The 25,250-nt window shown below is 57.9% G+C and carries 27 protein-coding genes; 11 read left to right on the top strand and 16 right to left on the bottom strand.

Annotated features, from left to right (window positions below; genetic code table 11):
* Window positions 1–52: 52 nt before the first annotated feature.
* The 5 genes from secG to CLM58_RS06000 all read left to right on the top strand — a co-directional run bounded on the left by secG (window position 53) and on the right by CLM58_RS06000 (window position 4,555).
* Window positions 53–412, top strand: coding sequence for a preprotein translocase subunit SecG (gene secG, locus CLM58_RS06020; RefSeq protein WP_095595030.1), 360 nt, complete (start codon window positions 53–55; stop codon window positions 410–412).
* Between the two features lie 167 nt (window positions 413–579).
* Window positions 580–2,223: a CTP synthase gene (locus CLM58_RS06015; RefSeq protein WP_095595029.1), complete on the top strand. Its 1,644-nt coding sequence runs from the start codon at window positions 580–582 to the stop codon at window positions 2,221–2,223.
* Between the two features lie 99 nt (window positions 2,224–2,322).
* A complete protein-coding gene (locus CLM58_RS06010) occupies window positions 2,323–2,757 on the top strand; it encodes a tellurite resistance TerB family protein (RefSeq protein WP_158221862.1) in 435 nt (144 codons plus the stop codon).
* A gap of 42 nt (window positions 2,758–2,799) precedes the next feature.
* Window positions 2,800–3,240, top strand: a complete 441-nt coding sequence (locus CLM58_RS06005; RefSeq protein WP_095595027.1) for a tellurite resistance TerB family protein — start codon at window positions 2,800–2,802, stop codon at window positions 3,238–3,240.
* Window positions 3,241–3,358: 118 nt separating this feature from the next.
* A complete protein-coding gene (locus CLM58_RS06000; protein ID WP_095595217.1) occupies window positions 3,359–4,555 on the top strand; it encodes a DegT/DnrJ/EryC1/StrS family aminotransferase in 1,197 nt (398 codons plus the stop codon).
* A 3-nt stretch (window positions 4,556–4,558) separates the two neighbouring features.
* Here the strand turns inward: CLM58_RS06000 and CLM58_RS05995 are convergent, their stop codons facing one another.
* The 4 genes from CLM58_RS05995 to phaC form a co-directional block, all read right to left on the bottom strand.
* Entirely contained in the window at window positions 4,559–5,512 is a 954-nt protein-coding gene (locus tag CLM58_RS05995) for a LysR family transcriptional regulator (protein ID WP_095595026.1), read from the bottom strand.
* Window positions 5,513–5,616: 104 nt separating this feature from the next.
* Window positions 5,617–6,162, bottom strand: a complete 546-nt coding sequence (gene phaR, locus CLM58_RS05990; protein WP_095595025.1) for a polyhydroxyalkanoate synthesis repressor PhaR — start codon at window positions 6,160–6,162, stop codon at window positions 5,617–5,619.
* A gap of 137 nt (window positions 6,163–6,299) precedes the next feature.
* Window positions 6,300–6,749: a phasin family protein gene (locus CLM58_RS05985; protein ID WP_095595024.1), complete on the bottom strand. Its 450-nt coding sequence runs from the start codon at window positions 6,747–6,749 to the stop codon at window positions 6,300–6,302.
* Between the two features lie 148 nt (window positions 6,750–6,897).
* Window positions 6,898–8,682 carry a class I poly(R)-hydroxyalkanoic acid synthase gene (gene phaC / locus CLM58_RS05980; RefSeq protein WP_095595023.1) on the bottom strand — a complete coding sequence of 595 codons (1,785 nt, stop codon included), beginning with the start codon at window positions 8,680–8,682 and terminating at the stop codon, window positions 6,898–6,900.
* Between the two features lie 95 nt (window positions 8,683–8,777).
* Here phaC and phaZ point away from each other — a divergent pair, with 95 nt between their 5' ends.
* Window positions 8,778–10,046 (top strand): polyhydroxyalkanoate depolymerase, encoded by a 1,269-nt coding sequence (gene phaZ, locus CLM58_RS05975; RefSeq protein WP_095595022.1) that lies wholly within the window; start codon window positions 8,778–8,780, stop codon window positions 10,044–10,046.
* Between the two features lie 57 nt (window positions 10,047–10,103).
* On the opposite strand, the gene CLM58_RS05970 is transcribed toward phaZ, so the two are convergent.
* Window positions 10,104–10,853 (bottom strand): alpha/beta hydrolase, encoded by a 750-nt coding sequence (locus CLM58_RS05970; protein WP_095595021.1) that lies wholly within the window; start codon window positions 10,851–10,853, stop codon window positions 10,104–10,106.
* 132 nt (window positions 10,854–10,985) lie between these two features.
* On the opposite strand from CLM58_RS05970, the gene CLM58_RS16985 reads away from it, so the two are divergent.
* The 3 genes from CLM58_RS16985 (at window position 10,986) to ygfZ (ending at window position 12,683) form a co-directional block, all read left to right on the top strand.
* Window positions 10,986–11,174, top strand: coding sequence for a hypothetical protein (locus CLM58_RS16985; protein WP_143226529.1), 189 nt, complete (start codon window positions 10,986–10,988; stop codon window positions 11,172–11,174).
* 182 nt (window positions 11,175–11,356) lie between these two features.
* On the top strand, window positions 11,357–11,929 hold the full coding sequence (locus CLM58_RS05965; RefSeq protein WP_233133004.1) for a fused DSP-PTPase phosphatase/NAD kinase-like protein: 573 nt from the start codon (window positions 11,357–11,359) through the stop codon (window positions 11,927–11,929).
* Window positions 11,930–11,948: 19 nt separating this feature from the next.
* Window positions 11,949–12,683 (top strand): CAF17-like 4Fe-4S cluster assembly/insertion protein YgfZ, encoded by a 735-nt coding sequence (ygfZ, locus tag CLM58_RS05960; RefSeq protein ID WP_095595019.1) that lies wholly within the window; start codon window positions 11,949–11,951, stop codon window positions 12,681–12,683.
* Here ygfZ and CLM58_RS05955 read toward each other — a convergent pair.
* The 11 genes from CLM58_RS05955 to coxB all read right to left on the bottom strand — a co-directional run bounded on the left by CLM58_RS05955 (window position 12,680) and on the right by coxB (window position 22,405).
* A complete protein-coding gene (locus tag CLM58_RS05955) occupies window positions 12,680–14,095 on the bottom strand; it encodes an FAD-binding oxidoreductase (protein ID WP_095595018.1) in 1,416 nt (471 codons plus the stop codon). The genes ygfZ and CLM58_RS05955 overlap by 4 nt on opposite strands.
* 53 nt (window positions 14,096–14,148) lie before the next feature.
* Entirely contained in the window at window positions 14,149–14,970 is an 822-nt protein-coding gene (locus tag CLM58_RS05950) for an MBL fold metallo-hydrolase (protein ID WP_095595017.1), read from the bottom strand.
* A gap of 60 nt (window positions 14,971–15,030) precedes the next feature.
* Window positions 15,031–15,624, bottom strand: a complete 594-nt coding sequence (locus CLM58_RS05945; RefSeq protein ID WP_095595016.1) for a GNAT family N-acetyltransferase — start codon at window positions 15,622–15,624, stop codon at window positions 15,031–15,033.
* The gene (locus tag CLM58_RS05940; RefSeq protein ID WP_095595015.1) at window positions 15,624–16,886 is read right to left on the bottom strand and encodes a M16 family metallopeptidase; all 1,263 of its coding nucleotides are present in this window, start codon (window positions 16,884–16,886) and stop codon (window positions 15,624–15,626) included. Before CLM58_RS05940 ends, CLM58_RS05945 begins: the two co-directional genes overlap by 1 nt.
* Window positions 16,883–18,274: a threonine synthase gene (gene thrC / locus CLM58_RS05935; protein ID WP_095595014.1), complete on the bottom strand. Its 1,392-nt coding sequence runs from the start codon at window positions 18,272–18,274 to the stop codon at window positions 16,883–16,885. Before thrC ends, CLM58_RS05940 begins: the two co-directional genes overlap by 4 nt.
* A gap of 14 nt (window positions 18,275–18,288) precedes the next feature.
* Window positions 18,289–18,963 (bottom strand): SURF1 family protein, encoded by a 675-nt coding sequence (locus tag CLM58_RS05930; protein ID WP_095595013.1) that lies wholly within the window; start codon window positions 18,961–18,963, stop codon window positions 18,289–18,291.
* An 85-nt stretch (window positions 18,964–19,048) separates the two neighbouring features.
* On the bottom strand, window positions 19,049–19,849 hold the full coding sequence (locus CLM58_RS05925) for a cytochrome c oxidase subunit 3 (RefSeq protein WP_095595012.1): 801 nt from the start codon (window positions 19,847–19,849) through the stop codon (window positions 19,049–19,051).
* A gap of 24 nt (window positions 19,850–19,873) precedes the next feature.
* Window positions 19,874–20,443: a cytochrome c oxidase assembly protein gene (locus tag CLM58_RS05920; RefSeq protein ID WP_095595011.1), complete on the bottom strand. Its 570-nt coding sequence runs from the start codon at window positions 20,441–20,443 to the stop codon at window positions 19,874–19,876.
* Window positions 20,440–20,604: a hypothetical protein gene (locus CLM58_RS17250; protein ID WP_188720478.1), complete on the bottom strand. Its 165-nt coding sequence runs from the start codon at window positions 20,602–20,604 to the stop codon at window positions 20,440–20,442. Before CLM58_RS17250 ends, CLM58_RS05920 begins: the two co-directional genes overlap by 4 nt.
* Window position 20,605: 1 nt before the next feature.
* A complete protein-coding gene (gene cyoE, locus CLM58_RS05915; protein WP_095595010.1) occupies window positions 20,606–21,544 on the bottom strand; it encodes a heme o synthase in 939 nt (312 codons plus the stop codon).
* 24 nt (window positions 21,545–21,568) lie between these two features.
* Entirely contained in the window at window positions 21,569–22,405 is an 837-nt protein-coding gene (coxB, locus tag CLM58_RS05910) for a cytochrome c oxidase subunit II (protein WP_095595009.1), read from the bottom strand.
* A 188-nt stretch (window positions 22,406–22,593) separates the two neighbouring features.
* On the opposite strand from coxB, the gene tldD reads away from it, so the two are divergent.
* Window positions 22,594–24,015, top strand: coding sequence for a metalloprotease TldD (gene tldD, locus CLM58_RS05905; RefSeq protein ID WP_095595008.1), 1,422 nt, complete (start codon window positions 22,594–22,596; stop codon window positions 24,013–24,015).
* Between the two features lie 156 nt (window positions 24,016–24,171).
* Window positions 24,172–25,224 carry a DNA-processing protein DprA gene (gene dprA / locus CLM58_RS05900; protein ID WP_095595216.1) on the top strand — a complete coding sequence of 351 codons (1,053 nt, stop codon included), beginning with the start codon at window positions 24,172–24,174 and terminating at the stop codon, window positions 25,222–25,224.
* Window positions 25,225–25,250: the final 26 nt, after the last annotated feature.

Below are 25,250 nucleotides of genomic sequence, written 5' to 3'. Positions count from 1 at the left end.
GCGCGCAAACTTGCCTACATACCGCCCATCTTAAGATAACCGTCCGGGTCCCATGGAAAACGTCATCCTCATCGTACACCTGATCCTTGCACTATGCCTGATTGGCGTGGTGCTGCTGCAGCGTTCCGAAGGCGGTGGCCTTGGCATGGGCGGCGGCGGCGGTGGCGTTGTCAGTGGTCGTGCCGCAGCAACGGCACTGGGCAAGCTGACTTGGTTCTTTGCCATCGCGTTTATCTGCACCTCGATCGTGCTGACCGTAATCGCGGCGCGGAACTCTGACGGGAACTCTGTTCTTGACCGCCTGGGCGTAGATGCGCCTGCGGTAGAAGAGACCGCACCTGACGGCCTTGGCGACAACCTTCTGCCGCCAGCACTGGGTGATGCACCTGCTCTGCCTCCGCGAGCGGAATAAGACCAACAAACTACTAAATGAAGACTAGGGCGGGAAAACCGCCCCAGCATCTTGCGGTCGTATTGCGGATCGGGGGCGAATCCGTTATTAGTTAAATCCCGTGATGCTGCGGCGAATCTCGTCGTTTTCGAGCACTCCAAAAGACAATCACGGGGGATCCCAGCCAGATGGCGCGGTACATTTTCATTACAGGCGGTGTTGTTTCTTCCTTGGGTAAGGGTCTTGCCTCGGCGGCACTGGGCGCATTGCTGCAGGCACGCGGCTTTTCAGTCCGTCTTCGCAAGCTGGATCCGTATCTGAACGTGGACCCCGGCACCATGTCACCCTTTGAACATGGCGAGGTCTTCGTAACCGACGACGGCGCAGAGACCGACCTCGACCTTGGTCACTATGAACGTTTCACCGGTGTTCCGGCACGAATGACCGACTCGGTCTCTTCGGGCCGCATCTATTCCGACGTTTTGGAAAAGGAACGTCGCGGTGATTATCTGGGTAAAACGATTCAGGTCGTGCCCCACGTCACCAACCAGATCAAAGAATTCATCGACATCGGCGACGACGAAGTCGACTTCATGCTGTGTGAAATCGGTGGCACCGTTGGCGACATCGAAGGCCTGCCCTTCTTTGAAGCCATCCGCCAGTTCAGCCACGACAAGCCCCGTGGCCAGTGCATATTCATGCACCTGACCCTGCTGCCCTATCTGGCGGCCTCGGGCGAGCTGAAGACCAAGCCGACCCAGCACTCGGTCAAGGAACTGCAGTCGATCGGGATCGCGCCCGACATTCTGGTCTGCCGCTCTGAACAGCCGATCCCAGAGAAAGAGCGCGAGAAGATCGCCCTGTTCTGTAACGTCCGCAAAGAGGCCGTGGTTGCGGCCTATGACCTGAACTCGATCTACGAGGCCCCGCTGGCCTATCACCGTGAAGGTCTGGATCAGGCGGTTCTGGATGCGTTCGATATCTCGCCCGCACCAAAACCCGATCTGTCGGTTTGGAACGACGTGGCCGACCGCATTCACAACACCGATGGTGAAGTGAAAGTTGCCATTGTCGGCAAGTACACGCAGCTGGAAGACGCCTATAAATCGATCAAAGAAGCGCTGACCCACGGTGGCATGGCCAACCGCGTTAAGGTCAACGTCGAATGGGTCGACGCCGAGGTTTTCGACAAAGAAGACGCAGCCCCCCATCTGGAAGGCTATGATGCGATCCTTGTACCCGGCGGCTTCGGCGAGCGCGGGACCGAAGGCAAAATCAAAGCGGCCCAGTTCGCGCGCGAGCGGAATGTACCCTATTTGGGCATCTGCCTTGGCATGCAAATGGCCGTGATCGAGGCCGCGCGGAACGTAGCGGGTTTGACCGAGGCAGGTTCGGAAGAGTTCGACCACGAAGCTGGCAAAAAACGCTTTGAACCCGTTGTCTATCACCTGAAAGAATGGGTGCAGGGCAACGCCAAGGTTCAGCGCAAAGTGGGTGATGACAAAGGCGGCACCATGCGTCTTGGCGCTTACAACGCCAACTTGAAAGACGGCTCTAAGGTCGCACAGATCTACGACACCACCCAGATCGAGGAACGTCACCGTCACCGCTATGAGGTCGACATCAAGTACCGCGAAAAGCTGGAAGGCTGTGGGCTGAACTTCTCTGGCATGTCGCCTGATGGACGCCTGCCCGAGATTGTCGAATGGAAAGACCACCCGTGGTTCATTGGCGTTCAGTTCCACCCGGAACTGAAGTCCAAACCCTTCGCGCCGCACCCGCTGTTTGCGGACTTCGTTCGGGCCGCGAAAGAGAACTCTCGCCTCGTTTGACCTTCAAGGGATGCGGAAATGCCGCATCCCTGAATGGAATCGCGCCGACCTTTATTCAAATGCTTGCTGGACCGCCCTTCGGGGCGGTTAGCTTTTTCCATGTTTGAAACGCTTCTGGCCCGACTGAAGGGCGCCCATTCCGACACACTGCCTGCTGACGACGCACGACTGGCATTGGCGACTTTGCTGGTGCGGATCGCCAAATCAGATCATCACTATGCTTTCGAAGAGATCGTGAAAATCGACGAGGTTTTAGCCGAACGCTATGACCTGTCAATTATTGCAGCTGCCAAGATTCGCGCGCAGGCCGAGAAGGTCGAAGCCCAATCCCCTGAATGCACCGATTTCTCAGAAACCGTGAAATCTGTCATCCCTTATGACGACCGCGCTGCGATTGTTGTCGCCATGTGGAAGGTGATCATGGCCGATGGAGTTGAGCGGGAACAGGAACATGAAGTGTTTGAACTGTCCTGCAGCACCCTCGGCGTGGACCCAGAGGATTTGCGCTCTAAATTGGATGAGCTTTCGACCTAATCTGCCATTGGCGGCGCTGTACCGACATCCTATATCAAGCGGATGTTCGGTGAATTTCTAAGACAACTGGTTCAGCCAAATCCCGCCCCGCTGGAAGGCGACGATGCGCAACTGGCGCTTGCTGCGCTTATGGTGCGGATTGCGCGTTCTGACGGTGACTATGCCCAATGCGAGATTGATCGGATTGATCGTATCTTGGCCAGCAGGCATGGCCTTAGCCCGTTCGAGGCCAGCGCCCTGCGCAGCCGGGCTGAACAACTGGAATCCGAAGCACCGGATACTGTTCGGTTCACCCGCGCGATCAAGGACGCAGTCGCCTATGAGGACCGGATTGCCGTGATCGAGGCGCTTTGGGCCGTCGTTCTGGCCGACGGGGTGCGCGATCATGAGGAAGATTCCCTGCTGCGCCTTCTGTCCAATTTGCTGGGTGTGAATGACCGTGACAGCAACCTTGCCCGCAAACGTGTCGAGGACGCGGGCTAAGGCCGACATTTCCGCAACGAATTAGACCCGTCATCCGCCCTAGGCGGCTTTTTTACGTTTGTGATTGCGCGCTCGCCTGTTAAATTTTCAGAAATATGATTTCAAAAAAGGCGAAACCATGACCGAAGCACCGAACGTCTATGACGCAGAGCCGATTCCAGAAGCCGCCCGCGCCGAGATCGACCGCTTGCTGCAATCAGGTGACCTGTTTCGCTATACCGCAGCCGAAGACGCGCCGGTTACCCTGCTAGAGCAAGAGTTCGCCGAATTGCTGGGCGCGAAATACGCGCTGGCCGTTGCGTCGTGTTCCGCCGCGCTCTTCCTGTCGCTCAAGGCTCTGGGCCTTCCGCGCGGCGCGCGTGTCCTGATCCCTGCCTTCACCTTCGCGGCTGTTCCATCCTCCATCGTGCATGCAGACTGTGAGCCGGTCTTGGTTGAGGTCGGCACAAACTATCGGATCGACATGGCCGACTTCGAGGCCAAACTGGATGATACGATCAGCGCTATCATGATCAGCCACATGCGCGGCCACACCTCTGACATGGACGCGATCATGAAGCTGGCAGAGGCACGCGGCATCCCCGTTATCGAAGACGCGGCCCATTCGCTCGGCACCAAGTGGCATGGTCAGAACATTGGAACAATCGGGAAGATCGGCTGCTTCTCGTTCCAATCCTACAAGATGCTGAACGCTGGCGAGGGCGGTATCCTGATTACCGATGATGAAGACATCATCGCCCGTGCGATCATTATGTCCGGCGCCTACGAGCATAATTGGAAGAAGCACAAGATGGTCACTGACCGCTTTGCTTTCTGGCAGAACAAACTGCCGCTGTATAACACCCGACTGTCGAATATCTCGGCTGCAATTATCCGCCCCCAACTGAACGAGCTCGCCCGCAGGGTTCGCGACGGTCTGGCGAACCATGACTACGTGGCCGATCAATTGAACAGCTCTGCATGGCTGGACGTACCGCCTCCGCTGGCACCGGAAGACCGGGCGCCGGATTCGATCCAATTCAATCTTGTGGGCTTCGAGACAGACGGAGAGGCAAAAGCCTTTCAAGACGCCGCCAAGAAGCGCGGCATCTCGGTACAGGTTTTTGGCCTGTCTGATGACAATGCGCGTGCCTTCTGGAACTGGCAATTCATTGGCGATCAGGGTCCGTTGCCGCAAACGCGCGAGATGTTGATGCGAGCTTGTGACGTGCGACTACCCGTCCGACTAAAGCGCCCCGAGCTCGACTATATCGCGAATGCGTTAATCGAGGCCGCTGCTGAGGTCAAAGATCTGAAGCAGGCTGTCGGGTCTTAAGACTCAAAGCACTTTAAACGTGTCGGCCAGCCACGGGGTCTGCTTGATGGCTGGTTCGACAACGGCCTCTTGAAGCAGGCCGCGCAAGCGATCCGCCACGCGTTCGGGCATGTCCTCCAACTTTCCCTTACGCGAGATCAGCGAAATACGGCGCGACATGGGGGCGAAGGGCAGCGGGAAGATCTCGGCCATATCTCGAAAGCGCCAAGCCCTGTGGTAGCCAAGCGGGGTCAGGATGGTCCAGCCGCTACCCGCCGCCACCATCGCCATGATCGCGTGATAGCTGTCCAGCTCGAACCGATGAGACAGGCTAACGCCTTGCTCTTGCAGATGGGTCCCGATCTGACGCCCCATATGGTGGCGATGCGTGTATTGGATCAATGGCAGGTCAAGCAAAGCCTTCGGGTCCGACACCTGCCCCTTTGGCGCAGCGGCAATAAATGGCTCTTCCAGAAGCGGCGTCACCTCTGCCCAATCGGGTACCGGGCCAATCTCGGCACAGGCAACCATATCAAGCGCCCGCCCCTCCAGCTGATCGAACAGGTAATGGCTGGCCCCGGTTTCCAGTAAGAAATGACAGTCTTTCAGATCGTCTGCCATGTCGGCCAGCAATCGGGGCGTCACGTCGGAATCAAAGTCCTCGATCATGCCCAGATGGAAATGGGACAAACGCGCTAGATCGCGCGAAGAAACTTCTGCCCGCGCACTTTGCGCCTCGGTGAAGATGGTCTGAGCCCGCTTGCGAAACAGTTCTCCGGCAGCGGTCAGCGCGATGGGGCGCTTTGACCGATCCAGAAGCTCGACATCCAGATCCGCCTCAAGCGAGGTCAATTGCTGGCTGACCACAGAGGGGCTGGTGCCCAACCGCCGTGCCGCAGCAGAAATCGCGCCTTCCTCTGCCGTCGCCAGGAAAACCTCGATCCCCCAAAATGTAAGGCGTCCAGTTGCGTGGGCCATGAAATCCTCGTGTTTTCCAAGGAACGCTAGGGTCTGCAGGGCGCGTTGGCTATCCGACCGGCAGACACAAATCGGGCGCCTCAATCGGCGCCCGTCTGTTTAGATCACTTGTTCAGCTTGGACAGCTTTTCCTGAAGCTCGGACAGCTGTGCCTTGATCGTGTCGATCTCGCTGGCGTCGCTCTCTTCGCCTTCGGGCTTCGTCCCGCCGGCCCATCCGCCGGTCATGGCTTTCAGAAACGCCTCTTGCTGTTTCTGCATCGCCTCGAACCCCGGAACACCGGACATCGGGTTGGGCATCTGGCCGAAGTTCTCCATCATCTTCGATTGGCTTTCGCGCAGCATTTCAAAGCTGGCCGCCAGGAACTGGGGCACGACACTTTGCGCCTGCGAGGTATAGCTTCGGACAAGATCGTTCAGGACATTTACCGGAAGCACGCTTTCGCCGCGGCTTTCATGTTCGGCGATGATCTGAAGCAGGTATTGCCGCGTCAGGTCGTCCCCACTTTTCAAATCGATAATCTGTACTTCGCGCCCATCATGGATGAAGCCTGCGATATCCTCCAGCGTCACGTAGTCGCTGGTTTCAGTATTGTACAAACGCCGGCTGGCATAACGCTTGATCAGCAGCGGTTTTGCATCCTCAGCCACGGGACCTCCCAGTCATTTTGTTGCGCTGCAGAGAAGCTTATCCCCAGTTTCGCAAAAAGGAAAGGGCGAGCCCATCAGGGCCCGCCCTCGCGATTCACCGGCTGGGAGGAGGTGCCGGCTGAATTCGCTGTCCGCGCTTACTTAGCAGCTGCGGTTGCTTTCTTCGCAGCTTTGGTCGCTTCTTCGGTAGCTTTCTTGACAGCAGCAGTTGCGTCTTCCGAGAAGTCTTTGCCAGCAGCCAGCATCAGTTCGACGGTTTCCATCTGAACTTTCTTGGCAACTTCAGCGAAAGCGGCCAGGTTTTCGGCGGCCAGCTCAGCAGAAGCCGAAGCGAAGTCGGTTGCGGCTTTGGTGTATTCGGTCGGCTCGGCTTTTGCCGAAGTCACGTCGCCCAGCTTGGCGATGGTTTCTTTGGTCCACTTGGACGAAATCTCGCTGGATTTCTCAGCAGCTTCCAGAGCAACTTTCGACAGTTTGTCGCCCAGGTCGGCCTGAGTTTTGAAAGCGTCTTGTGCGGCAGTCATGTCCACCGGGAAAGCACCCAGCATGTCTTGGACCAGCTTGTTGAAGTCTTGTGCGTTAGCCATGGTATCTCTCCTTAAAAGCATATGGCATCTGTATATGTAGGCGCCGTGTCTTTCTGCGTCTGCACAATGATATACATGCCGCATCGCAGCATTTCAAGCTTTTTTTGCTGCACTGCAGCACAAACTTTTATGACATTTTGGAAAGTTTTTATTTTTTAAGGACATAGGTGCCCGGAGCAGGGCAAATCGGGGGGTGATTTTTCCCGCCCGGCTGCCGTGCAGGCACTTTTTTCCCAGATTTTTTGCTTAACCACGAATCCCAAGTGGGCCACCAGGACCCTTCATTGTAGGTTCCTTCTGCCAGCCAGACGTCTGCATCTTTGATCGGAGCCTTGCTGGTATAGTGGCCGTATTTCTTCTTCGAAGGTGGATTGATGATCCCCGCGATATGCCCGCTTTCAGACAGGATGAATGTCTTGCTGCGACTTCCCATCTGGCTGATCCCGTTGAACGAGGGCTTCCACGCGGCGATGTGATCTGTCTCACACGCAATGGCGCAGACCGGAACTTTCACATCCTTCAAGGATAGCTTATGCCCGTCGATCTCGAACTCACCCTTTGCCAGCTTGTTGTCCTGACAAAGCCCCCGCAGATATTCAATCGCCATGCGCGCCGGCAGATTGGTTGAATCGCCATTCCAATACAGAAGATCAAAGGCGGGTGGCGCCTCGCCCATCATGTAGCTGCGGATCGCGGGGGAATAGATCAGGTCATTGGGGCGCAAGAACGAGAACGTGCGCGACATGATGTAGGACTGCAAACAGCCCTTCGCCTCGACCTCTTGTTCAATGGCATCTACGAAATCATCGCCAAGGAAAACCTCGAACTCTCCCTGATCCGAGAAATCTGTCAGGGTGGTGTAGAACGTCGCAGACTTGATCGATTTGTCACCAAGTTTCTGCAGTAGCGCAAGGGTCAGCGACAGGGTCGTCCCGGCGATACAATAGCCGACCGCATTCACCTGCTTCTGCTTGGTGATTGCCTTCACCTGCTCGATGGCCTCGATATATCCTTCCTTCACATAGGTATCGACGCCGACATCAGCCATATCGGGGTCCGGATTGACCCAGGAAACCACGAAAAGCGTATAGCCCTGATCCACGAGCCATTTGATCAGAGAGTTTTGCTCTTTCAAGTCCATCACATAGAACTTGTTGATCCAAGGCGGGAAGATGATCAGCGGAACCTCATGCACCTTTTCGGTGGTGGGCGTGTACTGGATCAGCTCAAGCATTCTGTTGCGATAGACGACCTGCCCGGGTGTGGTGGCGATATTGCCACCGACCTTGAACGCTTCTCGGTCGGCCAACGTGACCAAAAGCTCGCCGTCATTGGCTTCGATATCTCTGACAAGGTTCTCCAGCCCTCGAACCAAAGACTCCCCTTCGGTTTCCACCGCGCGCTCCAGCGCATCGGGGTTGGTGGCAAGGAAGTTGGTCGGTGCCATCAGATCAACGATCTGCTGCGAGAAATACTCTAGTCGCGTCCGATCCTTGTCGCTGAGACCTTCGATTTCCTTCACGCTGTTCGCGATCGCTTCGCTGGACAGCATGTATTGCTGCTTCACGAAGTTGAAATAGGGGTGTGACTGCCACAGGGGGTTCGAGAAGCGGCGATCGGTCGGGGTCTTGTCCTCAGGCGCTTTGAACTGGCCACCTGCAAGCGCTTCTTGCGCCTCGATAAAATGCTGAACAGACTTGCTCCAGAACGACACTTGATGTTCGAAAATCTTGGACGGGTTGTTCACCGCATCCTGCCAATAGGCTGTCGAAGCTTTGATCATCAGGTCGGGATTCGGCCCCTGAAGACCCGGATTCGCCACGCTTTTATTCGACAGCGCCTTTATCAGTCGCTCGGACAGCTGTTCGACCTTTTGGAGGTTGTTCTGCAGTGCAGAAGATTCTTTTGCAGGTGCAGCTTCTTTTATTGTCATATTACTCTTTCCCCCGTATCGTCGAGACTCTGAGCAGACGCAGATACGACACGACCAATTCGGGACCGCCCCGGATAAATAACAAGGAGCGACTTATGTTTCGAATGGCCATCTACGACTGGACCGAGAACGTTCGCAACACCAATCAGTGGCTCGGCGCCTCTGCGCTTGCCTTTGGGTCGTATCCGATTACCGGCATGGTTCCGAACCCGTTTTTCCAGCTTGTCGCTGCGTGGGGCGAGGTTACGGAACGCACATATTCCCGTATGGTTGCAAAGCCGGACTGGAACATCCCCGCCATTTCTGACAGCGACGGAAAAGACCATGTTGTCAGTGTGGAAACGCTGATCGAGCGTCCTTTTGGCGATCTTTTGCATTTCAAAGTCCTTGGCCGTCAGGCAAAGCCGCGTCGCGTCCTGCTTTGTGCGCCGATGTCAGGCCACTACGCAACGCTGCTGCGCTCGACCGTAGCAAGCTTACTGCCGGATTGTGAAGTCTTTATCACGGACTGGCACAACGCCCGCGATATCCCGGTTTCTGAGGGTAAGTTTGATATCGAGGATTACGTCCTCTATCTGGCTGATTTCATGCGCCATCTTGGCCCAGATACCAACGTTGTAGCGGTTTGCCAGCCCGCTCCGCTGGCCTTGGCTGCCACCGCTTATCTGGCCGAGGAAGACCCCGCGGCACAACCGCGCACCCTGACCTTGATCGGCGGGCCGATCGATCCGGATGCCGCTGCCACTGAAGTGACTGACTTTGGTCGCCGCGTCACCATGGGCCAGTTGGAACATATGGTCATCCAGCGCGTCGGCCTGAAATACGCAGGCGTCGGCCGTTCGGTCTATCCGGGGCTGATGCAGCTAAGCTCATTCATGTCGATGAACGCCGAAAGCCACTCCAAGGCCTTTATCGAACAGATCTTGCGTGTCGCCAAACACGAAGCCAGTGATCACGACAAACACAATCGGTTCTACGACGAATATCTCGCGGTGATGGACATGACGGCGGAGTTCTACTTGTCGACTGTCGAGCGTGTCTTCAAGAACCTCGAAATCGCGCAGAATAAGTTCACCGTGAACGGCAAACCTGTTGACCTTGCCAAGATCACCAATGTTGCGGTGAAGACCGTCGAGGGTGAGAAAGACGACATTTCGGCCCCGGGCCAATGTGTTGCCGCGCTAGACTTGCTAACCGGCCTGCCAGACGAAAAGAAAGCCTCTCACCTAGAGCCCAACGCGGGCCACTATGGTATCTTTGCGGGCCGCAGCTGGCGTAACAACATTCGCCCGCTGGTTCTGGACTTCATCGACCAGAACGCGCCCGGCAACGAAAACAAGGTGGCACGACTGAAAACAGTCTGATCACCTGATTTCGATCTAATCAAAAACCGGCCTTTTGGGCCGGTTTTCTTTTGCCGATCAGCTATTTCCAACATCCAAAACAGCGTCGGCAATCAGGTCCAGACATTGCGGGTCGGAAAAGCGATGGTCAGCCCCCTTAACAAGGGTCAAACGGCTATCGTCGGCCTGCAAATGATCCAAAAGGCGCAACGCGGTTTCCGTGGTGACGGCCTCGTCCTCGGTGCCTTGTAGAAGACGAACGGAGCACGGCAGGGAAAGCGGCGTGCGCAGAACAAGACTGTTACGGCCTTCCTCGATCAATCGGCGCGTGATGATGTAATCGCCCTCATCATACCCTGAGGGCAAAGCAACCTGCCCTGCCTCGATTAGCTGTGCCCGTTGTTCTTCACTGAAATCCGCCCAAAACCCGTCTTCCGTGAAATCCGGCGCGGCCGCGATGCCAACGAACCCCGCAAAAAGATCGGGCCGCTCCCGTCCAACCAAAAGCGAAATCCACCCTCCCATCGAGGACCCAACAAAGACCTGGGGACCCTCTGTCAACGCCGAGACAGCCGCCTGAGCATCCTCGGCCCAGTCACCAATGGAACCGTCGGTAAACTCTTCGGACGACTGGCCATGACCCGAATAGTCAAACCGCAGGAATGCCCGTCCCTGTTGGCGCGCCCAGTCTTCCAGAAACACGGCCTTGGTCCCTTCCATGTCGGACCGGAAACCGCCCAGGAATACAACGCCGGGTCCTGCCCCTTCGGTTTTGTGATAGGCAATGCGGCGCCCAGACGGGGTTTCTAGATAGGATGGTTCAGACATGTGGCCCTCTTTGACTTTGTCGGCAGCTTAGCGGCTTTGCCAGCAGCCGCAATCCGCCGCCGGAACAGTTCCGAACGAAAAAGTGACTCGGCGGACAGGTAATTCGCGCTAAGCTGAAAAACAGGAGGAGACATGACCACGCGACCAATCCGTGCTGTTGAGAATTACACGAAGCCATTTCTGGTAATGGCCTATGTCAATCTGCTCAGCTTCATGGTGTTCACTTGGGCGCTTTACGGATATCTTCCCGCGCTTGCGATTGGCTATCCGGTCCACCTATTCATTCAACATCTGGCGCGACGCAAAGGCAGCGTTATCTGAGCTCGCTTGTCTGCAAGGCGCTTTCCCGATAGACCGCTCGGAACTGGTCTTTGGTTGGAATCTAAATGTTTGGTTATCTGAAGTCGCGCCTGAAGCAATGGGACTCTGAGCTGCGCGATTCTTTTGGGAAGGACATTTCCTCTCCAGCCGGTCGCCGCGCTGCCTTTTGGCACACCCAACTGATGGATCATGCATTTCTGCGCGTCTGGTGGACCAACCTGTATCAGGTCGTTCCCGGTGTTTGGCGGTCCAACCAGCCGTCTCCGAAGCGGGTCAAACGGTATAAAGAAATGGGGATCGAGACGATCCTTTATCTGCGTGGCTACAAACCAAACAGCTTCTATCTTCTCGAAAAAGAGATGTGCGATGCTGTGGGGATCAAAATGGTGCGGGTCGAAATGGCCGCTCGGAATGCGCCAAAGCCGAAGCAGTTGATCGCCCTTCTGGACATTTTTGACACGATCGAAAAACCGTTCCTGATGCACTGCAAATCTGGTGCAGACCGGGCTGGCTTGGCCGCCGCCCTTTATATGCTTTATGTGGAAAAGGTTTCGCTTGCGAAGGCGCGCGAGCAACTCAGCCGAAAGTACCTTCATCTGAAAAGCACCAGAACCGGGATTCTAGATCTCTTTCTGGATGTCTATGAGGCCGACACAAAAGATGCGCCAATGCCGATCAGGGAGTGGATCGAGACCCGCTATGACCGCGACGCGCTGACGGCCTCGTTTGCAGAAAAACGTGGAAAAGCGGCCTAGGACGCTTAGCTTGAACGCCATGGACAAACCTCGCACCCTTCTTCGACTGACCGGCGCGGACCGCGTTGATTTCCTGACCGGCCTGACCACCAACGGTCCGGGCCCTGAAGGCAGTCTGACCTATGCTGCTCTGCTGACACCGCAAGGCAAATACATCGCTGATTTTTTCCTGCTGGTGCGTGCAGATGACATCGTGATCGACGTCGCGACAGAGGTCGCCGCGACGCTTGCGCAACGCCTTTCCATGTACAAATTGCGCGCCGATGTGCAAATCTCCGAAAGCGACCTGTCGCTTTCACGTGGCACAGGCCCTGCGCCGGACGGCGCCCTTGCAGACCCTCGCCACCCTGACCTTGGCTGGCGCCTGTATAGCGATCAGTCGGGTGACGATGGCACCGACTGGACAGCGCTGCGTGTGGCCAATTGCATTCCGGAAACCGGGATCGAACTGACCCCCGACACTTTCATTCTTGAAACCGGGTTTGAACGGTTGAAAGGCGTCGACTTCAAGAAAGGCTGCTACGTCGGGCAAGAAGTCACCGCCCGCATGAAGCACAAGACCGAGCTGCGCAAAGGGCTGGTTTCCGTAGATGTCGATGGCCCCGCTGACACCGGCACAGAGATTACGCGTGACGGCAAACCTGTTGGCACCCTTCTCAGCCGTTCGGGCGACAAGGCGATCGCATACCTGCGGTTCGATCGGGCCGAGGGCGAGCTTCAGGCAGGTGACGCGACCGTTCGCAAAACCTCTTAATCCGCGCGCAGAACTGCGCCCGGGTTCATGATGCCATGCGGATCAACTGCGGTTTTGATCGCACGCATCATGTTCAGCTTTGCCGGATCCCCATAACGCTCGAGATCGCCAACTTTCAGGCGCCCGATCCCGTGCTCGGCGCTGCAAGAGCCTGACATCTCGTGCACGAGGTCATGCACGATGCGCTTCACCTGATCGCGGATGCCGTCGAACTCTGCGCGGTCGCGACCTTCAGGTGGGAAAACGTTGTAGTGCAGGTTGCCGTCGCCCAGATGACCAAAGCAATTCACCCGAATCGGTCCAAGAGCGGCAAGTCGCTTTCCCCCTTCTTCGATGAAATCAGGAATCGACGAGATCGGAACCGAGATATCATGCGACGAGATCGAACCGATCCGACGGTTGGCCGTAGGAATTTCTTCCCGCATGGCCCAGAAGGCAAGCCGCTGAGCCTCTGACTGGGCGACAATCCCGTCATCGACCAACCCGGCCTCAAGCGCGTCTTCGAACAGAGCCTCCAGCGCGGATTGAGGGTCGATACCTTTGGGCAGGCCGATCTCTAGCAGGACTACCCACTCTGGCGTCTCGTCAAAGGGGCAGGTGATCGGGATATCCGTCTCTTCGAAGAATTCAAAGGCGCGCCTGTGCATCAGTTCAAAGGCCGAGACCCCGCCCGCCATATGTTTGCCGGTCAGGGCTAGCAGGGCCAGCGCCGCTGTAGGATCCTTGACTGTCAACAAGGCGGTGCCTTCGCCCGCAGGACGCGGGTGCAGCTTCAACGCGGCGGCGGTGATGATACCAAGCGTCCCCTCTGCCCCGATCAGAAGATCGCGCAGGTCGTAGCCGGTGTTGTCTTTACGCAGGCGCGTGAGGGTGTTCATGATCTCGCCGTTCGGCAAAACGGCCTCAATCCCCAGACACAGCTCTCTTGCATTGCCATAACGCAAGACGTTCACGCCGCCCGCATTGGTGGACAGCAGCCCGCCAATCCGCGCGGATCCTTCGGATGCCAAGGACAGCGGGAAAAGCCGATCCACTTCCTCTGCGGCGGCCTGTACGTCCGTGAGGATCGCGCCCGCTTCGACGACGAGCACGTTCTCGGTCGGAAAGACATCACGCACGGCCGTCATCCGCTCCAGCGACAGCAGGACAGGCGCCGGTCCATCTGGCTGAAGCTGACCACCAACAAGCCCCGTGCCACCCGCATATGGCACTATGCCCACCCGCGCCTCGTTGCACAGCCGCACGACCTCGGCGACCTGATCTGTGTTTTCAGGCGCGATGATCGCCCCTGCCTGCCCAACATAACGGCCGCGCGGCTCTTCCAGGTACGAAGGCGCGAGCGGCCTGAACAGATGTTCCGGCAGCTTCTCTTTAAGCGTGTTCAGAAAGGTGTCGTCGGCAGGGTTCAGCATCGGTGGTACTCCAGTGGACCCCATCAATCACGCGTGGCCTGCGGGATCAAGCGCTACTCGGGATCGCGAAGATATCGCGGTTCCAGCACGATCACAGTCGGGCGGCGCGGAAGGTCCTGAAGCGAAAGCTCGATCCAATTCTCGTCGGTGCGTACCACGTCGAACTCTTCATCCATACCGATCAGGAAGGTTTCCAAAGTTGAGCGCCCGAACCAATGCATCGGCAAAACGACCGAAGATTTCAATCGTTTCATCACACGGATCATCGACGGAAGGTCCAACGTACGGCCGCCATCGACCGGGGCCATGACCACATCCACCCGGCCAAGGGCCGCATATTGGGCAGCATCCGGTTCGTGATGCAGGTGGCCCAGATGACCAACGCAAAGGCCCGCGACTTCAAACACGAAGATCGAATTGCCGTTCTTGCGCACATCGCCAAAACCGCTGCGGACATCGGTGGGTACGTTGCGCACCAGCATTTCACCCAGATCGACGAAGTGATCCGCCGCAACCCCGTTTTGCGTCCAGCCTTCCAGAACATGCGGAATGCGCTGGTCCGGGAAGGCCGTCCAATGCGTGTCATGGGCGTTGTTCATGGTGACCACGTCCGGGATCCGTTCGGTGGTGCCCAAAAAGCCCGTGTAATCAGTCGCAGCCAGCAATCCGCCCGGCGTTTCGATCGCAAAGGTAGAATGGTCGACATAACTGATCCGTACCGACTGTTCAGCCAAGGACGCCCCATAGGCCGCAGGTACCACGTATTCTACGCCCGGAGCTTGCGACAGCGCGATGCAATGGCTGGGTTTGCGCGCCTGCGCTTGGGCGTTGCTCGCAGCAAGCAACAGGGACAGGATCAATGTAAAACGCAGCATGGTCAGTCCTCCTGCCGACCAAGCTAGCACGATTCCCCATTCTGTCAGGTTTTGGCTTTTCTAAGCGTTCAGGCCGACGTCCGTCTTGCCGCGACGGTCGCCGCGCAAACTGGCGTACAGGACATGGTTTCGCCAGCGCCCGTTGATCTGAAGATAGCTTTGCGCGACACCTTCGTACTTGAACCCGCTACGCTCAAGCACACCGCGAGAGGCCACGTTTTCGGGCAGGCATGCAGCCTCAATCCGGCTTAGGTCCAGCTCGTTGAAGGCATAATGCACCACGGCCTCGATCGCCTCGCGCATATAACCCTGCCGCGCGTGCTGTTCCCCGATCCAATAGCCCAAAGTCCCCGCTTGTGCTGGTCCGTGGCGAATATTGTCTAGGGTGATCGCCCCCAAAAGCAGGTCATCCGACCGGCGGATCAGAAAGAAGGGGATCGCCGAGCTTTGGCTGATCGCGCGCTGCGACCAGTATACCCGGTTGGTGAAGGCCTTGCGGGTCAGGTGGTCCTGCGCCCAAGAGGGTTCCCACGGCACAAGGAAGTCTCGGCTTCTGGAACGAAGGCCGGCCCATGGGCGATAATCGCTGTGCTGCGGCGGGCGCAGGGTCATCCGTTCGGTTTCGACCCGGACTTTTCGCCGCCGCATTAGCATCACGCTGCCAAAGCCTCTTTCAGCCCCGCAAGATCGGGGGCGTTTTCGACAGGGCCATAAAGAGCCAGTGCCGCGTTGCCCTTGGCGACCAAGGATTGCGAGAACTCTTGCACGTCCAATGTCGTGACGCTGTCGATATGGGCCAGCGTTTCTTCAAGCGAAGGCACGCGGTCCCAGATCCCAACCAACCGAGCTAACCGTTCGGCCCGGTTGCTGGCGCTTTCCAGCCCCATCAAGAGACCAGCCTTCATCTGGGCACGGGCGCGGTTGATCTCTTCCGGGGTCAGGGTATCCCCTGCCCGCTTCAGTTCCCGCGCTGTGATCTCCATCAACTCGCCAATCTGGGTCTCACTGGTCCCGGCATAAAGCGTGATCTGACCGGTGTCAGCATAGGCCGCGGCCTGCGCGAAGATCGTGTAGCAAAGCCCCTTTTTCTCGCGGACCTCTTGGAACAGCCGCGAAGACATTCCACCACCCATCGCCGTCGCATAGATCTGCGCGGTATAGATGGCTGGGTCGCGATAATTCGCGCTTTCGAACGCCATGGCGACATGGGCTTGTTCCAGCCCCTTAACCTCACGACGCTCACCGCTGTGGAATTTGGCGGGGGTCACGATGGATGGGGTTGCGGGGGACAGTTGGCCAAAAGTGGCCTCGGCCAGACGCACGATCTCTTCGTGGTCGATGGCCCCTGCTGCGGCCAGGATCATCTGGTCGGGTGTATAGTTCTCGCGAACGAACCCTTGCAGGTCCTCGCGGTTGAAGGCACGGACCCGTTCGGTCGGACCTAGAATCGTGCGCCCAATGGCCTGATCCGGATAAGCCGATTCCTGCAACCAGTCGAAGATCACATCGTCGGGGGTATCCAGCGCCTGACCGATCTCTTGCAGGATCACGCCGCGTTCGACCTCGATCTCGTTAGGGTCAAAAATCGGGTTCAGCACGATGTCGGAAATTACGTCCATCGCCAGCGGCACATCGGCCTCTAGCACACGGGCGTAATAGGCGGTCATCTCGCGGCCAGTGTAGGCGTTGATGAAACCACCGACGTCTTCGATCTCTTCCGCGATCTGCAAGGCGGTCCGGCGCTTGGTGCCCTTGAACGCCATATGCTCAAGGAAATGGGCGATGCCGTTTTGTTCAATCCGCTCGTTACGGCCACCAGCGTTCACCCAGACCCCAAGCGAGGCTGACTTCAGCCCCGGCATGTGTTCGGTGACAATCCGAAACCCGTTTGAAAGGCGGTGTAGTTGAACGCTCAATGCGCGCGCCTTTCGTGGATCAGGGCCTCGATGGCGGACAGGTCATTGGCGATCTCGGTGACGCGTTCATCGCGGTCATACAGGTCCGCCATGCGCGCAGGCAGCGGGGCGTCCTGACCGCATGCCTCTTTCACCGCGGCCGGGAATTTCGCCGGGTGCGCGGTGGCCAGCGTGATCATCGGGGTGGCCGAGGCAGGCTGTTCTTCTGCGACCTTCACGCCAACGGCCGAGTGCGGACACAGAACCTCTCCGGTTACCTCAAAGGACGACTTGATCGTGGCCATGGTTTCCTCTTCCGAGGCGCGGCCCGAGGCAAAGGTTTCTTGCAACACCTGCAATGCGCCCTGGCTGATCTGGAAGCCGCCTTTGGCTTTCAACTCGTCCATCAATTGCGCCACGGCCTTGCCGTCGCGGTCATAGGCGTCGAACAGGGCACGTTCGAAGTTGGACGAGACCTGAATGTCCATCGACGGGCTGATCGACGGGGTCACGCCATCAGTGACATAGCCGCCTGAGGTCAGGGCACGGTGCAGAATGTCGTTTTGGTTGGTGGCAACAACCAGCTTGTCGACGGGCAGGCCCATGCGTTTCGCGATGTAGCCAGCAAAAATGTCGCCGAAGTTGCCGGTGGGCACTGTGAAGCTGACTTCACGACCCGGCGCGCCAAGCGCCACGGCCGAGTAGAAGTAATAGACAACCTGCGCCAGCACGCGCGCCCAGTTGATCGAGTTCACACCCGCAAGGCCGACGGCATCGCGGAACTCGAAGTGGTTGAACATGTCTTTGACGCGGGCTTGGCAGTCGTCGAAGTCGCCATGGACCGCCAGCGCATGGACGTTGTCCTCGGACGGGGTGGTCATCTGGCGACGCTGCACCTCGGACACGCGGCCATGCGGGAACAGGATGAAGACATCAACATTGGACAGGCCACGGAACGCCTCGATCGCGGCAGAGCCGGTGTCGCCCGAGGTCGCGCCAACGATGGTCACGCGCTTACCCGAACGGGACAGAGAGGCTTGGAACAGCTGACCAATCAGCTGCATCGCGAAGTCTTTAAACGCCAGCGTGGGGCCGTGGAAAAGCTCCAACAGGAAGTGGTTGGGGGCCAGTTGCACCATGGGCGCGCGGGCGGCATGGCCAAAGCCCTCGTATGCGCGGGCGATGATGGCTTTGAATTCCTCATCGGTGAAAGCGTCACCGATATAGGGCTTCATGATTGCGAAGGCGGTGTCTTCGTAGGATGCACCTGCCAAAGCGGCGATTTCGTCCTTGGACAGGGTCGGGATGGTTTCGGGCACATAGAGGCCCCCATCGCGGGCCAGACCCGTCATCATGGCTTCTTCGAAACTTAGAACGGGGGCTTCCCCGCGGGTGGATACATAGCGCATGTCGCCGCCTGTCTTTATTCGGTTTTCTGCCTGATACGCCACAGTAGGAACATTGTCATCCCCAGCCAGACGGCTGCAAGGCTAAACCATGTAATGGCGTATTGAAGATGGTCATTCGGGATGCCGACGGTATCGACCGGCAGCGGGCTGACCGGGGTGTCGTCAAAGGACGTTTCGCGGGCCACGACCAGAACCGGTTCGGTTCCCAGTTCCGCCGATAGCGCCGCCAGATCGCGCGAGAACCACAGCCGGTCGGCCATGTCGGGATTCGGGGTCGAGCTGTTCGTGTCGTCTGGCCAAAGAAGGTTCCCGGTGATATTCACCTCACCCATAGGTGCTTCAGGCACGGTTGCGTCGATCTTGATAAATCCGCGATCCAACAGGACGGATCGGTTGCCCAAATTCAGAGGGCTGATGATCAGATATCCCGCACCATGAAACTTGCGGCTGACCAACACGCGAATGAAATCCTCGCCCACCTCGCCAGTTACAACGACAGGCAGGTACTGGTCTGCATCTTCATTCGGGGCGTCGGGCAAAGCCTCTGCCCGGGCGTCAATGCGGACCTCAATGGCAGCAAGAACACCCTCTTTCCACTCCAAACGGCGCAACTGCCATGTGCCAAGGCTGACAAGAATCATCACCCCGACTAGGCCAAACAGAAGCGGCAGGATCATGCGTTTGGTCATGGGCTCTCTTCTCAAAGCAAAACGCGAGGGTTTCCCCCCGCGTCTTTGGTGATCTTAATCGGGCCGGATGTCCAGCCAGAAGGGCTTATGCCCCCCAAACGTAGACGGCGGCAAACAGGAACAGCCAGACGACGTCAACGAAGTGCCAGTACCAAGCAGCGGCTTCGAAACCGATGTGCTTTTCCTGAGTGAAGTGGCCGGCCATCAGGCGCAGCAGGCAGACAAACAGGAAGATGGTGCCGACGATGACGTGGAATCCGTGGAAGCCGGTCGCCATGAAGAAGCTTGCGCCATAGATGTTGCCCGAGAAGCCAAAAGCGGCGTGGCTGTATTCGTAGGCCTGGAAGACGGTGAAGATTGCGCCCAGTCCGATCGACAGGATCAGCATGTTCTTCATGGTCTTGCGGTCGTTGTCATGGACCAGAGCGTGGTGCGCCCAGGTACATGCCGCGCCCGAGCACAGCAGGATCAGAGTGTTGATCAGCGGCAGGTGCCACGGGTCAAAGGTTTCGATCCCGGCAGGCGGCCAGACACCGTCCACGGCAGGGCTTTCAGGGCCCATTGGGTACATCGCGTGCTTGAAGAAGGTCCAGAACCATGCCGCAAAGAACATGACTTCCGACATGATGAAGAAAATCACGCCATAGCGCAGGCCGATACGTACGACCGGAGTGTGATCGCCGACGCTGCTTTCGCGGACAACGTCCGACCACCATGCAAACATGACGTAAAGCACCATGGCAAAGCCGATCAGGAACATCCACATGGTGATGTCCTGCATCCACAGAACCGCACCAAACAGCATGATGAAGCCGCCAAGGGCCCCCATCAGAGGCCAGATGGACGGCGGCAGAATGTGATAGTCGTGGTTTTTCTCATGCGCCATAATTCGGGTCCCTCGCCTGAGACGTTAATTAACGTTCGTTGGTTTATCCGAGGTCAGGTTGGCCTGTGCCTCGGGCATTTCGGTTTCGTGGAACGTATAGCTCAACGTGATACGATGCACGTATTTTGCGTCACGGTCCTCAACAATTTCGGGATCGACATAGAAGGTCACCGGCATCTGGACGCGCTCGCCCGGTTGCAGGACCTGCATCTCGAAACAGAAACAGTCAATCTTGGAAAAGAAGCCACCCGCCTCGTAGGGGGCGACGTTATAGCTGGCCGTACCCGCGATTGCGCGGTCGGTCGGGTTGTAAGCCTCGTAGAAAGCCAGACCGGTCTCTCCGATCTTCAGCTCCATCTGGCGAACGACGGGTTTGAACTCCCACGGGAAGTCGCGCTCTTTCGAGGCGTCGAACCGCACGGTGATGGTTTCGTCCAGAACAACGTCAGAGCCCGCTTCGGCCACACCGGTCGCGCCACCAAAGCCGGTCACGCGGCAGAACCAGTCGTAGAACGGTACCGACGCCCAGGCCAATGCGCCCATGACCAGCACCAAGCTAAGAGTTTGCAGAACGGTCTTCTTGTTGTCGGTCATTCCGAGACCTCCTCTTGCGAGGGGACAATCGGACCCATTTCCGAAACCTTTACGATCGTCAGGCCAAAGACCAGCGCGACAAAGGCCACAAGAACCCCACCCAGACCGATATTCCGGCCCAGACGGCGCTTGTGAAGTTCGTGATCTTCCTTAAACGCCATATTACCAGCCTCCCATGCCAAAGCTCTTCAGACCGGCCTCGGCCAGCAAAGCTGTGAAGTGAGCAAACAGATAGACCAGCGAGAAGCCGAAGAACTTCTTCTCAGCACGGTACTTATCGGCTTCCGCCATGGCTTCATCGCGACGCCACAGGCCAATCGCGCCTTTGACGAACAGGACGTTCAGGATCACGGCAGCGGTCATGTAAACCGGGCCACCGATCGAGGTCACACCCAGTGCCAGTGCAAACGGCGCCAGCAGCAGCGTGTAAACCAAAATATGATTGCGGGTCACCTTACGGCCGTGTGTCACGGTCAGCATCGGGACGCCTGCGTCTTTGTAGTCCGACTTCATGAACAGCGCCAAAGCCCAGAAATGGGGTGGGGTCCACATGAAGATCAGCATGAACATCAGGATACTTTCGATCCCAATGCCACCAGTTGCCACAGCCCATCCGATCATCGGAGGGAACGCACCGGCCGCGCCACCGATCACGATGTTCTGCGGGGTCGAGCGTTTCAGCCACATCGTGTAGACGACGGCATAGAAGAAGATAGTGAAGGCCAGGAAACCCGCGGCGAACCAGTTCGCCGCCAGACCCAGCATCACAACCGACAAGCCGGACAGCGCCAGACCAAAGCCCAAAGCCTCACTCGGAGAGACCTTGCCCGCAGGGATCGGGCGACCTTGGGTGCGCTTCATCACGGCGTCTATATCTGCGTCCCACCACATGTTCAGCGCACCGGATGCGCCGCCACCAATAGCGATGAACAGGACAGAGCAGAACACAACGAACGGGTGCACAGCGACTGGCGCGACCAACAGGCCAACCAGCGCCGTGAAGACGACAAGCGACATCACACGCGGCTTCAGCAGCGCAACGTAGTCACCAAAGCCCGCCTCGGGGCTTTGATCAAATACGGATGTGGTGGCGTCGCTCATCTGTTTCTACCCGGTCAAGCGGTCTTAGTTGGACGCGATGGTCAGCTCACGCGGCTTGCCCGCGTATTCTTCGATCGCACCGTCCAGCCACTTTTCATAGTCAGCTTGGCTAACCGCCTTAACGGTGATCGGCATGTAAGAGTGGTCTTTGCCGCAAAGCTCGGAGCACTGACCAAAGTAGATACCTTCCATGCCTTCTTCGACTTCGAACCACAGCTCTGCCAGACGACCCGGAACACCATCCTGCTTCACGCCGAAGGCCGGGATGGTCCACGAGTGGATCACGTCAGCTGCGGTCACCTGCATCACAACGGTCTTACCGGTCGGCACGACAACCTGTGTATCGGTCGCCAGCAGGTATTCCGATTCGTCATAGCCGTAGTCGGCCAGTTCTTCCTTCGGCAGCATGAAGCTTTCGAATTCGAACTCGTGGTCGACATACTCGTAGCCCCAGTACCACTGGTAACCGGTCACCTTGATGGTGATGTCGCCTTCAGGGATTTCCTGCTGCTTGAACAGAACCGGCAGCGAGAAGGCACCGATGAAGATCAGGATCACGATCGGCACAAGGGTCCACGCAACCTCTAGCGGGGTGTTGTGGGTGAACTTTGCCGGTTCTTTGTTGGTACGCTGGTTATAACGAACCATTACAAAGACGATCAGCGCAGCAACAAAGACCGTAATGATCGTGATGATCCACAGCAGAAGCGAATCAAGACCCTGCAGGTCACGCGCCAGTTCGGTCGCGGCCGGCTGGAAACCCATCGCCTTGTCCACGGGTGCGCCGATGACTTTGTCCTGCGCAAATGCTGCCGCAGAAGAGAAAAAGCTAAGGCCAGCTGCCAAAACGCCGGTACGCATAGTCGAGTATCCCATATTCTATCCCTGTTCCTCGAACGGCCCGGAGGGCCATGGGGCGTAAGCCGCCCGAAGGGCAGCCGTTGTGTTTCGCGCGTCAAAAACCATATTAAAGGCGCGGAGACAAGAGATTGTGCTGCGGCATTGAGCCGCTAAATTGACTTGTATCAAAGACACGAGCAGGAAAACAGATGACTCAGGCCGGATTTCAGCCCTTTGAAACAAACCTAGATCAAGAGGAATCCCTCGCGATTTTGAAGGCTGCCACAGATGGCGCCGACGATGGTGAATTGTTCCTAGAGCGTCGCCGGTCAGAAGCGCTGTCTTTTGACGACGGTCGGCTGCGCAACGCAGTCTACGACGCATCGGAAGGGTTCGGCCTGCGGGCCGTGCGTGGAGAAACCGCAGGTTACGCCCATTCTACCGAGCTCAGCGAAACGGCTATCCGCCGTGCTTGCGAGACGGTGCGCCTTGCGGTTGGCGATGGCGGCGGTGTCATGGCCCCTGGTCCGCGCGCGACGAATACACGTCTTTATACTGACCAAGACCCGATGGCGGACGCCACCTTCCCGACCAAGGTTGAAACTTTGCGTGAGATCGACGCCTTTGCCCGTGATCTGGACAAAAGGGTCGTTCAGGTCTCGGCCAGCATCGCTGCAAGCCTGCAAGAGGTCGTGATCTTGCGCCCTGATGGGCAGCTTCTGACCGACACCCGACCGATGACGCGCGTAAATGTATCTGTCATTGTCGAGGAAAACGGCCGCCGCGAATCTGGCAGCCACGGCAGCGGGGGCCGCACTGGCCTGACCGGCCTGATTGATCCAGCCCACTGGCAAGACGCCACGCGCGAGGCTTTGCGCATCGCCTTGGTCAACCTTGACGCCGAACCTGCCCCTGCGGGCATAATGGATGTTGTGCTGGGCTCTGGCTGGCCCGGCGTTCTGCTGCACGAGGCCGTCGGCCACGGGTTGGAAGGCGATTTCAACCGCAAAGGCAGCTCTGCCTTTTCCGGCCGCGTCGGCGAACGCGTCGCCAGCCCCGGTGTGACCGTGCTGGATGACGGCACGATCCCAGACCGCCGCGGTTCGATCACATTCGATGACGAAGGCACGCCCTCTGGCAAGAACGTGTTGATCGAAGACGGCATTCTGGTGGGCTATATGCAAGACCGGCAAAACGCGCGCCTGATGGGAGTGGAGCCCACCGGAAATGGGCGTCGCCAAAGCTATGCCCATATCCCGATGCCGCGCATGACTAACACTTACATGCTGGGTGGCAATAGCGCGCCCGAAGACATCGTGGCCGACCTTAAGGACGGTATCTATGCCGTGGGCTTCGGCGGCGGGCAGGTGGACATCACCAACGGCAAGTTTGTCTTCTCCTGTACCGAGGCCTACCGCGTTAAGAACGGCAAGGTCGGTGCACCGGTCAAAGGGGCGACCCTGATCGGTGATGGCCCGGCCGCAATGCAAAAGATCCGCGCCATCGGCAACGACATGGCCTTGGATCCCGGTATCGGCAATTGCGGCAAGGCCGGTCAGTGGGTGCCGGTGGGGGTTGGTCAGCCAACATTGATGATCGGCGGGCTGACGGTCGGCGGCTCTGCCACCTAACCGCAGGTCCAACGATTTTGAAATAAATCTGCTTCGTTCATTGGTCGTTAACCACGACTCGCTCATCGTTGACCCACGGATGAGCGGAGCAGCGAGCCTTTGAATCAGAGACCTTCCCCCCACACCCTCGCACCACCCACGCAGGAAGATTGCCTGATTTTGTTGCTCCGCCTCATCCGGTCTCGCCGGGTGGGGCCAACGACATTTCACCGCCTTCTGGCAGAACACGGATCGGTCGAAGCGGCGCTAGAGGCGCTGCCTGAAATCGCACGAGAAGCGGGTGTGAAAGGGTACAGGGTCTTCTCGGTCGAGGCCGCGCAGACCGAACTGGCACGAGGCCGCGAATTTGGTGCAACGCCGATATCGGTTCTTGATCCGCGATATCCCGAATTGCTGCGCGAATTGCCCGATGCACCGCCGATGCTATGGGCCAAGGGCGATTTGGACCTGCTGCACAAACCGAAAGTGTCTTTGGTTGGTGCACGCAATGCGTCCTCTTTGGGAACGCGTATGGCAAGGCGATTGGCCGATGGGCTGGCGGAAGCCGGGTTCGTGACCGTGTCTGGTTTGGCGCGCGGGATCGACACTGTCGCCCATATGGCAGCTTTGCCCCACGGAACGGTCGCCGTGATCGCGGGTGGCATCGACATCTGCTATCCGGCAGAGAACCAAACCCTATTTGCTGACATTCAGGAGCGCGGATTGATCCTGACAGAGTCGCCGCCCGGGATCACACCGCAAGCCCGTCACTTCCCTGCACGAAACCGGATCATCTCGGGCCTGTCGCGCGCCGTTGTGGTGGTTGAAGCCGCCGCGCGATCCGGCAGCCTGATCACAGCCCGTAATGCGCTCGATCAAGGACGAGAGGTTCTAGCTGTCCCCGGCCATCCGTTCGACGGTCGAGCGTCAGGCTGTAACATTCTGATCCGCGATGGGGCGACACTTGTTCGTGGTCCTGAGGACGTTGTCCTTGCCCTCGAGACAACAACGCTGCCACTGGACCAGCCAGAAACACCCGTTCTCCCTACCCTGCCCGAGGGAGGATTACACCAACGCATACTTAAGCAACTTGGTCCATCCCCAATGGCCGAGGATCAGTTGATCCGCGACTTGAACCATCCTGCACCTGCCGTTTCGGCCGCATTGCTGTCATTAGAGCTGGACGGAAAAATCATCCGGCAGGCAGGCGGACTTTTGGCAATCGCGTAATTCGCGAATTCCCCGCATTGACAATC

This window comes from Actibacterium pelagium (genome assembly GCF_002285415.1).
Classification (GTDB): Bacteria; Pseudomonadota; Alphaproteobacteria; order Rhodobacterales; family Rhodobacteraceae; genus Actibacterium_B; species Actibacterium_B pelagium.
Note: the sequence above shows the minus strand (reverse complement) of the source record. Positions and strands in the feature narration are given on the sequence as shown.

Bases quoted from the DNA above. Each gene is read 5' to 3' on its own strand.
- secG (WP_095595030.1), top strand. From the start codon at position 53: ATGGAAAACGTCATCCTCATCGTACACCTGATCCTTGCACTATGCCTG.
- CLM58_RS06015 (WP_095595029.1), top strand. From the start codon at position 580: ATGGCGCGGTACATTTTCATTACAGGCGGTGTTGTTTCTTCCTTGGGT.
- CLM58_RS06010 (WP_158221862.1), top strand. From the start codon at position 2,323: ATGTTTGAAACGCTTCTGGCCCGACTGAAGGGCGCCCATTCCGACACA.
- CLM58_RS06005 (WP_095595027.1), top strand. From the start codon at position 2,800: ATGTTCGGTGAATTTCTAAGACAACTGGTTCAGCCAAATCCCGCCCCG.
- CLM58_RS06000 (WP_095595217.1), top strand. From the start codon at position 3,359: ATGACCGAAGCACCGAACGTCTATGACGCAGAGCCGATTCCAGAAGCC.
- CLM58_RS05995 (WP_095595026.1), bottom strand. From the start codon at position 5,512: ATGGCCCACGCAACTGGACGCCTTACATTTTGGGGGATCGAGGTTTTC.
- CLM58_RS05985 (WP_095595024.1), bottom strand. From the start codon at position 6,749: ATGGCTAACGCACAAGACTTCAACAAGCTGGTCCAAGACATGCTGGGT.
- phaC (WP_095595023.1), bottom strand. From the start codon at position 8,682: ATGACAATAAAAGAAGCTGCACCTGCAAAAGAATCTTCTGCACTGCAG.
- phaZ (WP_095595022.1), top strand. From the start codon at position 8,778: ATGTTTCGAATGGCCATCTACGACTGGACCGAGAACGTTCGCAACACC.
- CLM58_RS05970 (WP_095595021.1), bottom strand. From the start codon at position 10,853: ATGTCTGAACCATCCTATCTAGAAACCCCGTCTGGGCGCCGCATTGCC.
- CLM58_RS16985 (WP_143226529.1), top strand. From the start codon at position 10,986: ATGACCACGCGACCAATCCGTGCTGTTGAGAATTACACGAAGCCATTT.
- CLM58_RS05965 (WP_233133004.1), top strand. From the start codon at position 11,357: ATGGATCATGCATTTCTGCGCGTCTGGTGGACCAACCTGTATCAGGTC.
- ygfZ (WP_095595019.1), top strand. From the start codon at position 11,949: ATGGACAAACCTCGCACCCTTCTTCGACTGACCGGCGCGGACCGCGTT.
- CLM58_RS05955 (WP_095595018.1), bottom strand. From the start codon at position 14,095: ATGCTGAACCCTGCCGACGACACCTTTCTGAACACGCTTAAAGAGAAG.
- CLM58_RS05950 (WP_095595017.1), bottom strand. From the start codon at position 14,970: ATGCTGCGTTTTACATTGATCCTGTCCCTGTTGCTTGCTGCGAGCAAC.
- CLM58_RS05945 (WP_095595016.1), bottom strand. From the start codon at position 15,624: ATGCTAATGCGGCGGCGAAAAGTCCGGGTCGAAACCGAACGGATGACC.
- thrC (WP_095595014.1), bottom strand. From the start codon at position 18,274: ATGCGCTATGTATCCACCCGCGGGGAAGCCCCCGTTCTAAGTTTCGAA.
- CLM58_RS05930 (WP_095595013.1), bottom strand. From the start codon at position 18,963: ATGACCAAACGCATGATCCTGCCGCTTCTGTTTGGCCTAGTCGGGGTG.
- CLM58_RS05925 (WP_095595012.1), bottom strand. From the start codon at position 19,849: ATGGCGCATGAGAAAAACCACGACTATCACATTCTGCCGCCGTCCATC.
- CLM58_RS05920 (WP_095595011.1), bottom strand. From the start codon at position 20,443: ATGACCGACAACAAGAAGACCGTTCTGCAAACTCTTAGCTTGGTGCTG.
- CLM58_RS17250 (WP_188720478.1), bottom strand. From the start codon at position 20,604: ATGGCGTTTAAGGAAGATCACGAACTTCACAAGCGCCGTCTGGGCCGG.
- cyoE (WP_095595010.1), bottom strand. From the start codon at position 21,544: ATGAGCGACGCCACCACATCCGTATTTGATCAAAGCCCCGAGGCGGGC.
- coxB (WP_095595009.1), bottom strand. From the start codon at position 22,405: ATGCGTACCGGCGTTTTGGCAGCTGGCCTTAGCTTTTTCTCTTCTGCG.
- tldD (WP_095595008.1), top strand. From the start codon at position 22,594: ATGACTCAGGCCGGATTTCAGCCCTTTGAAACAAACCTAGATCAAGAG.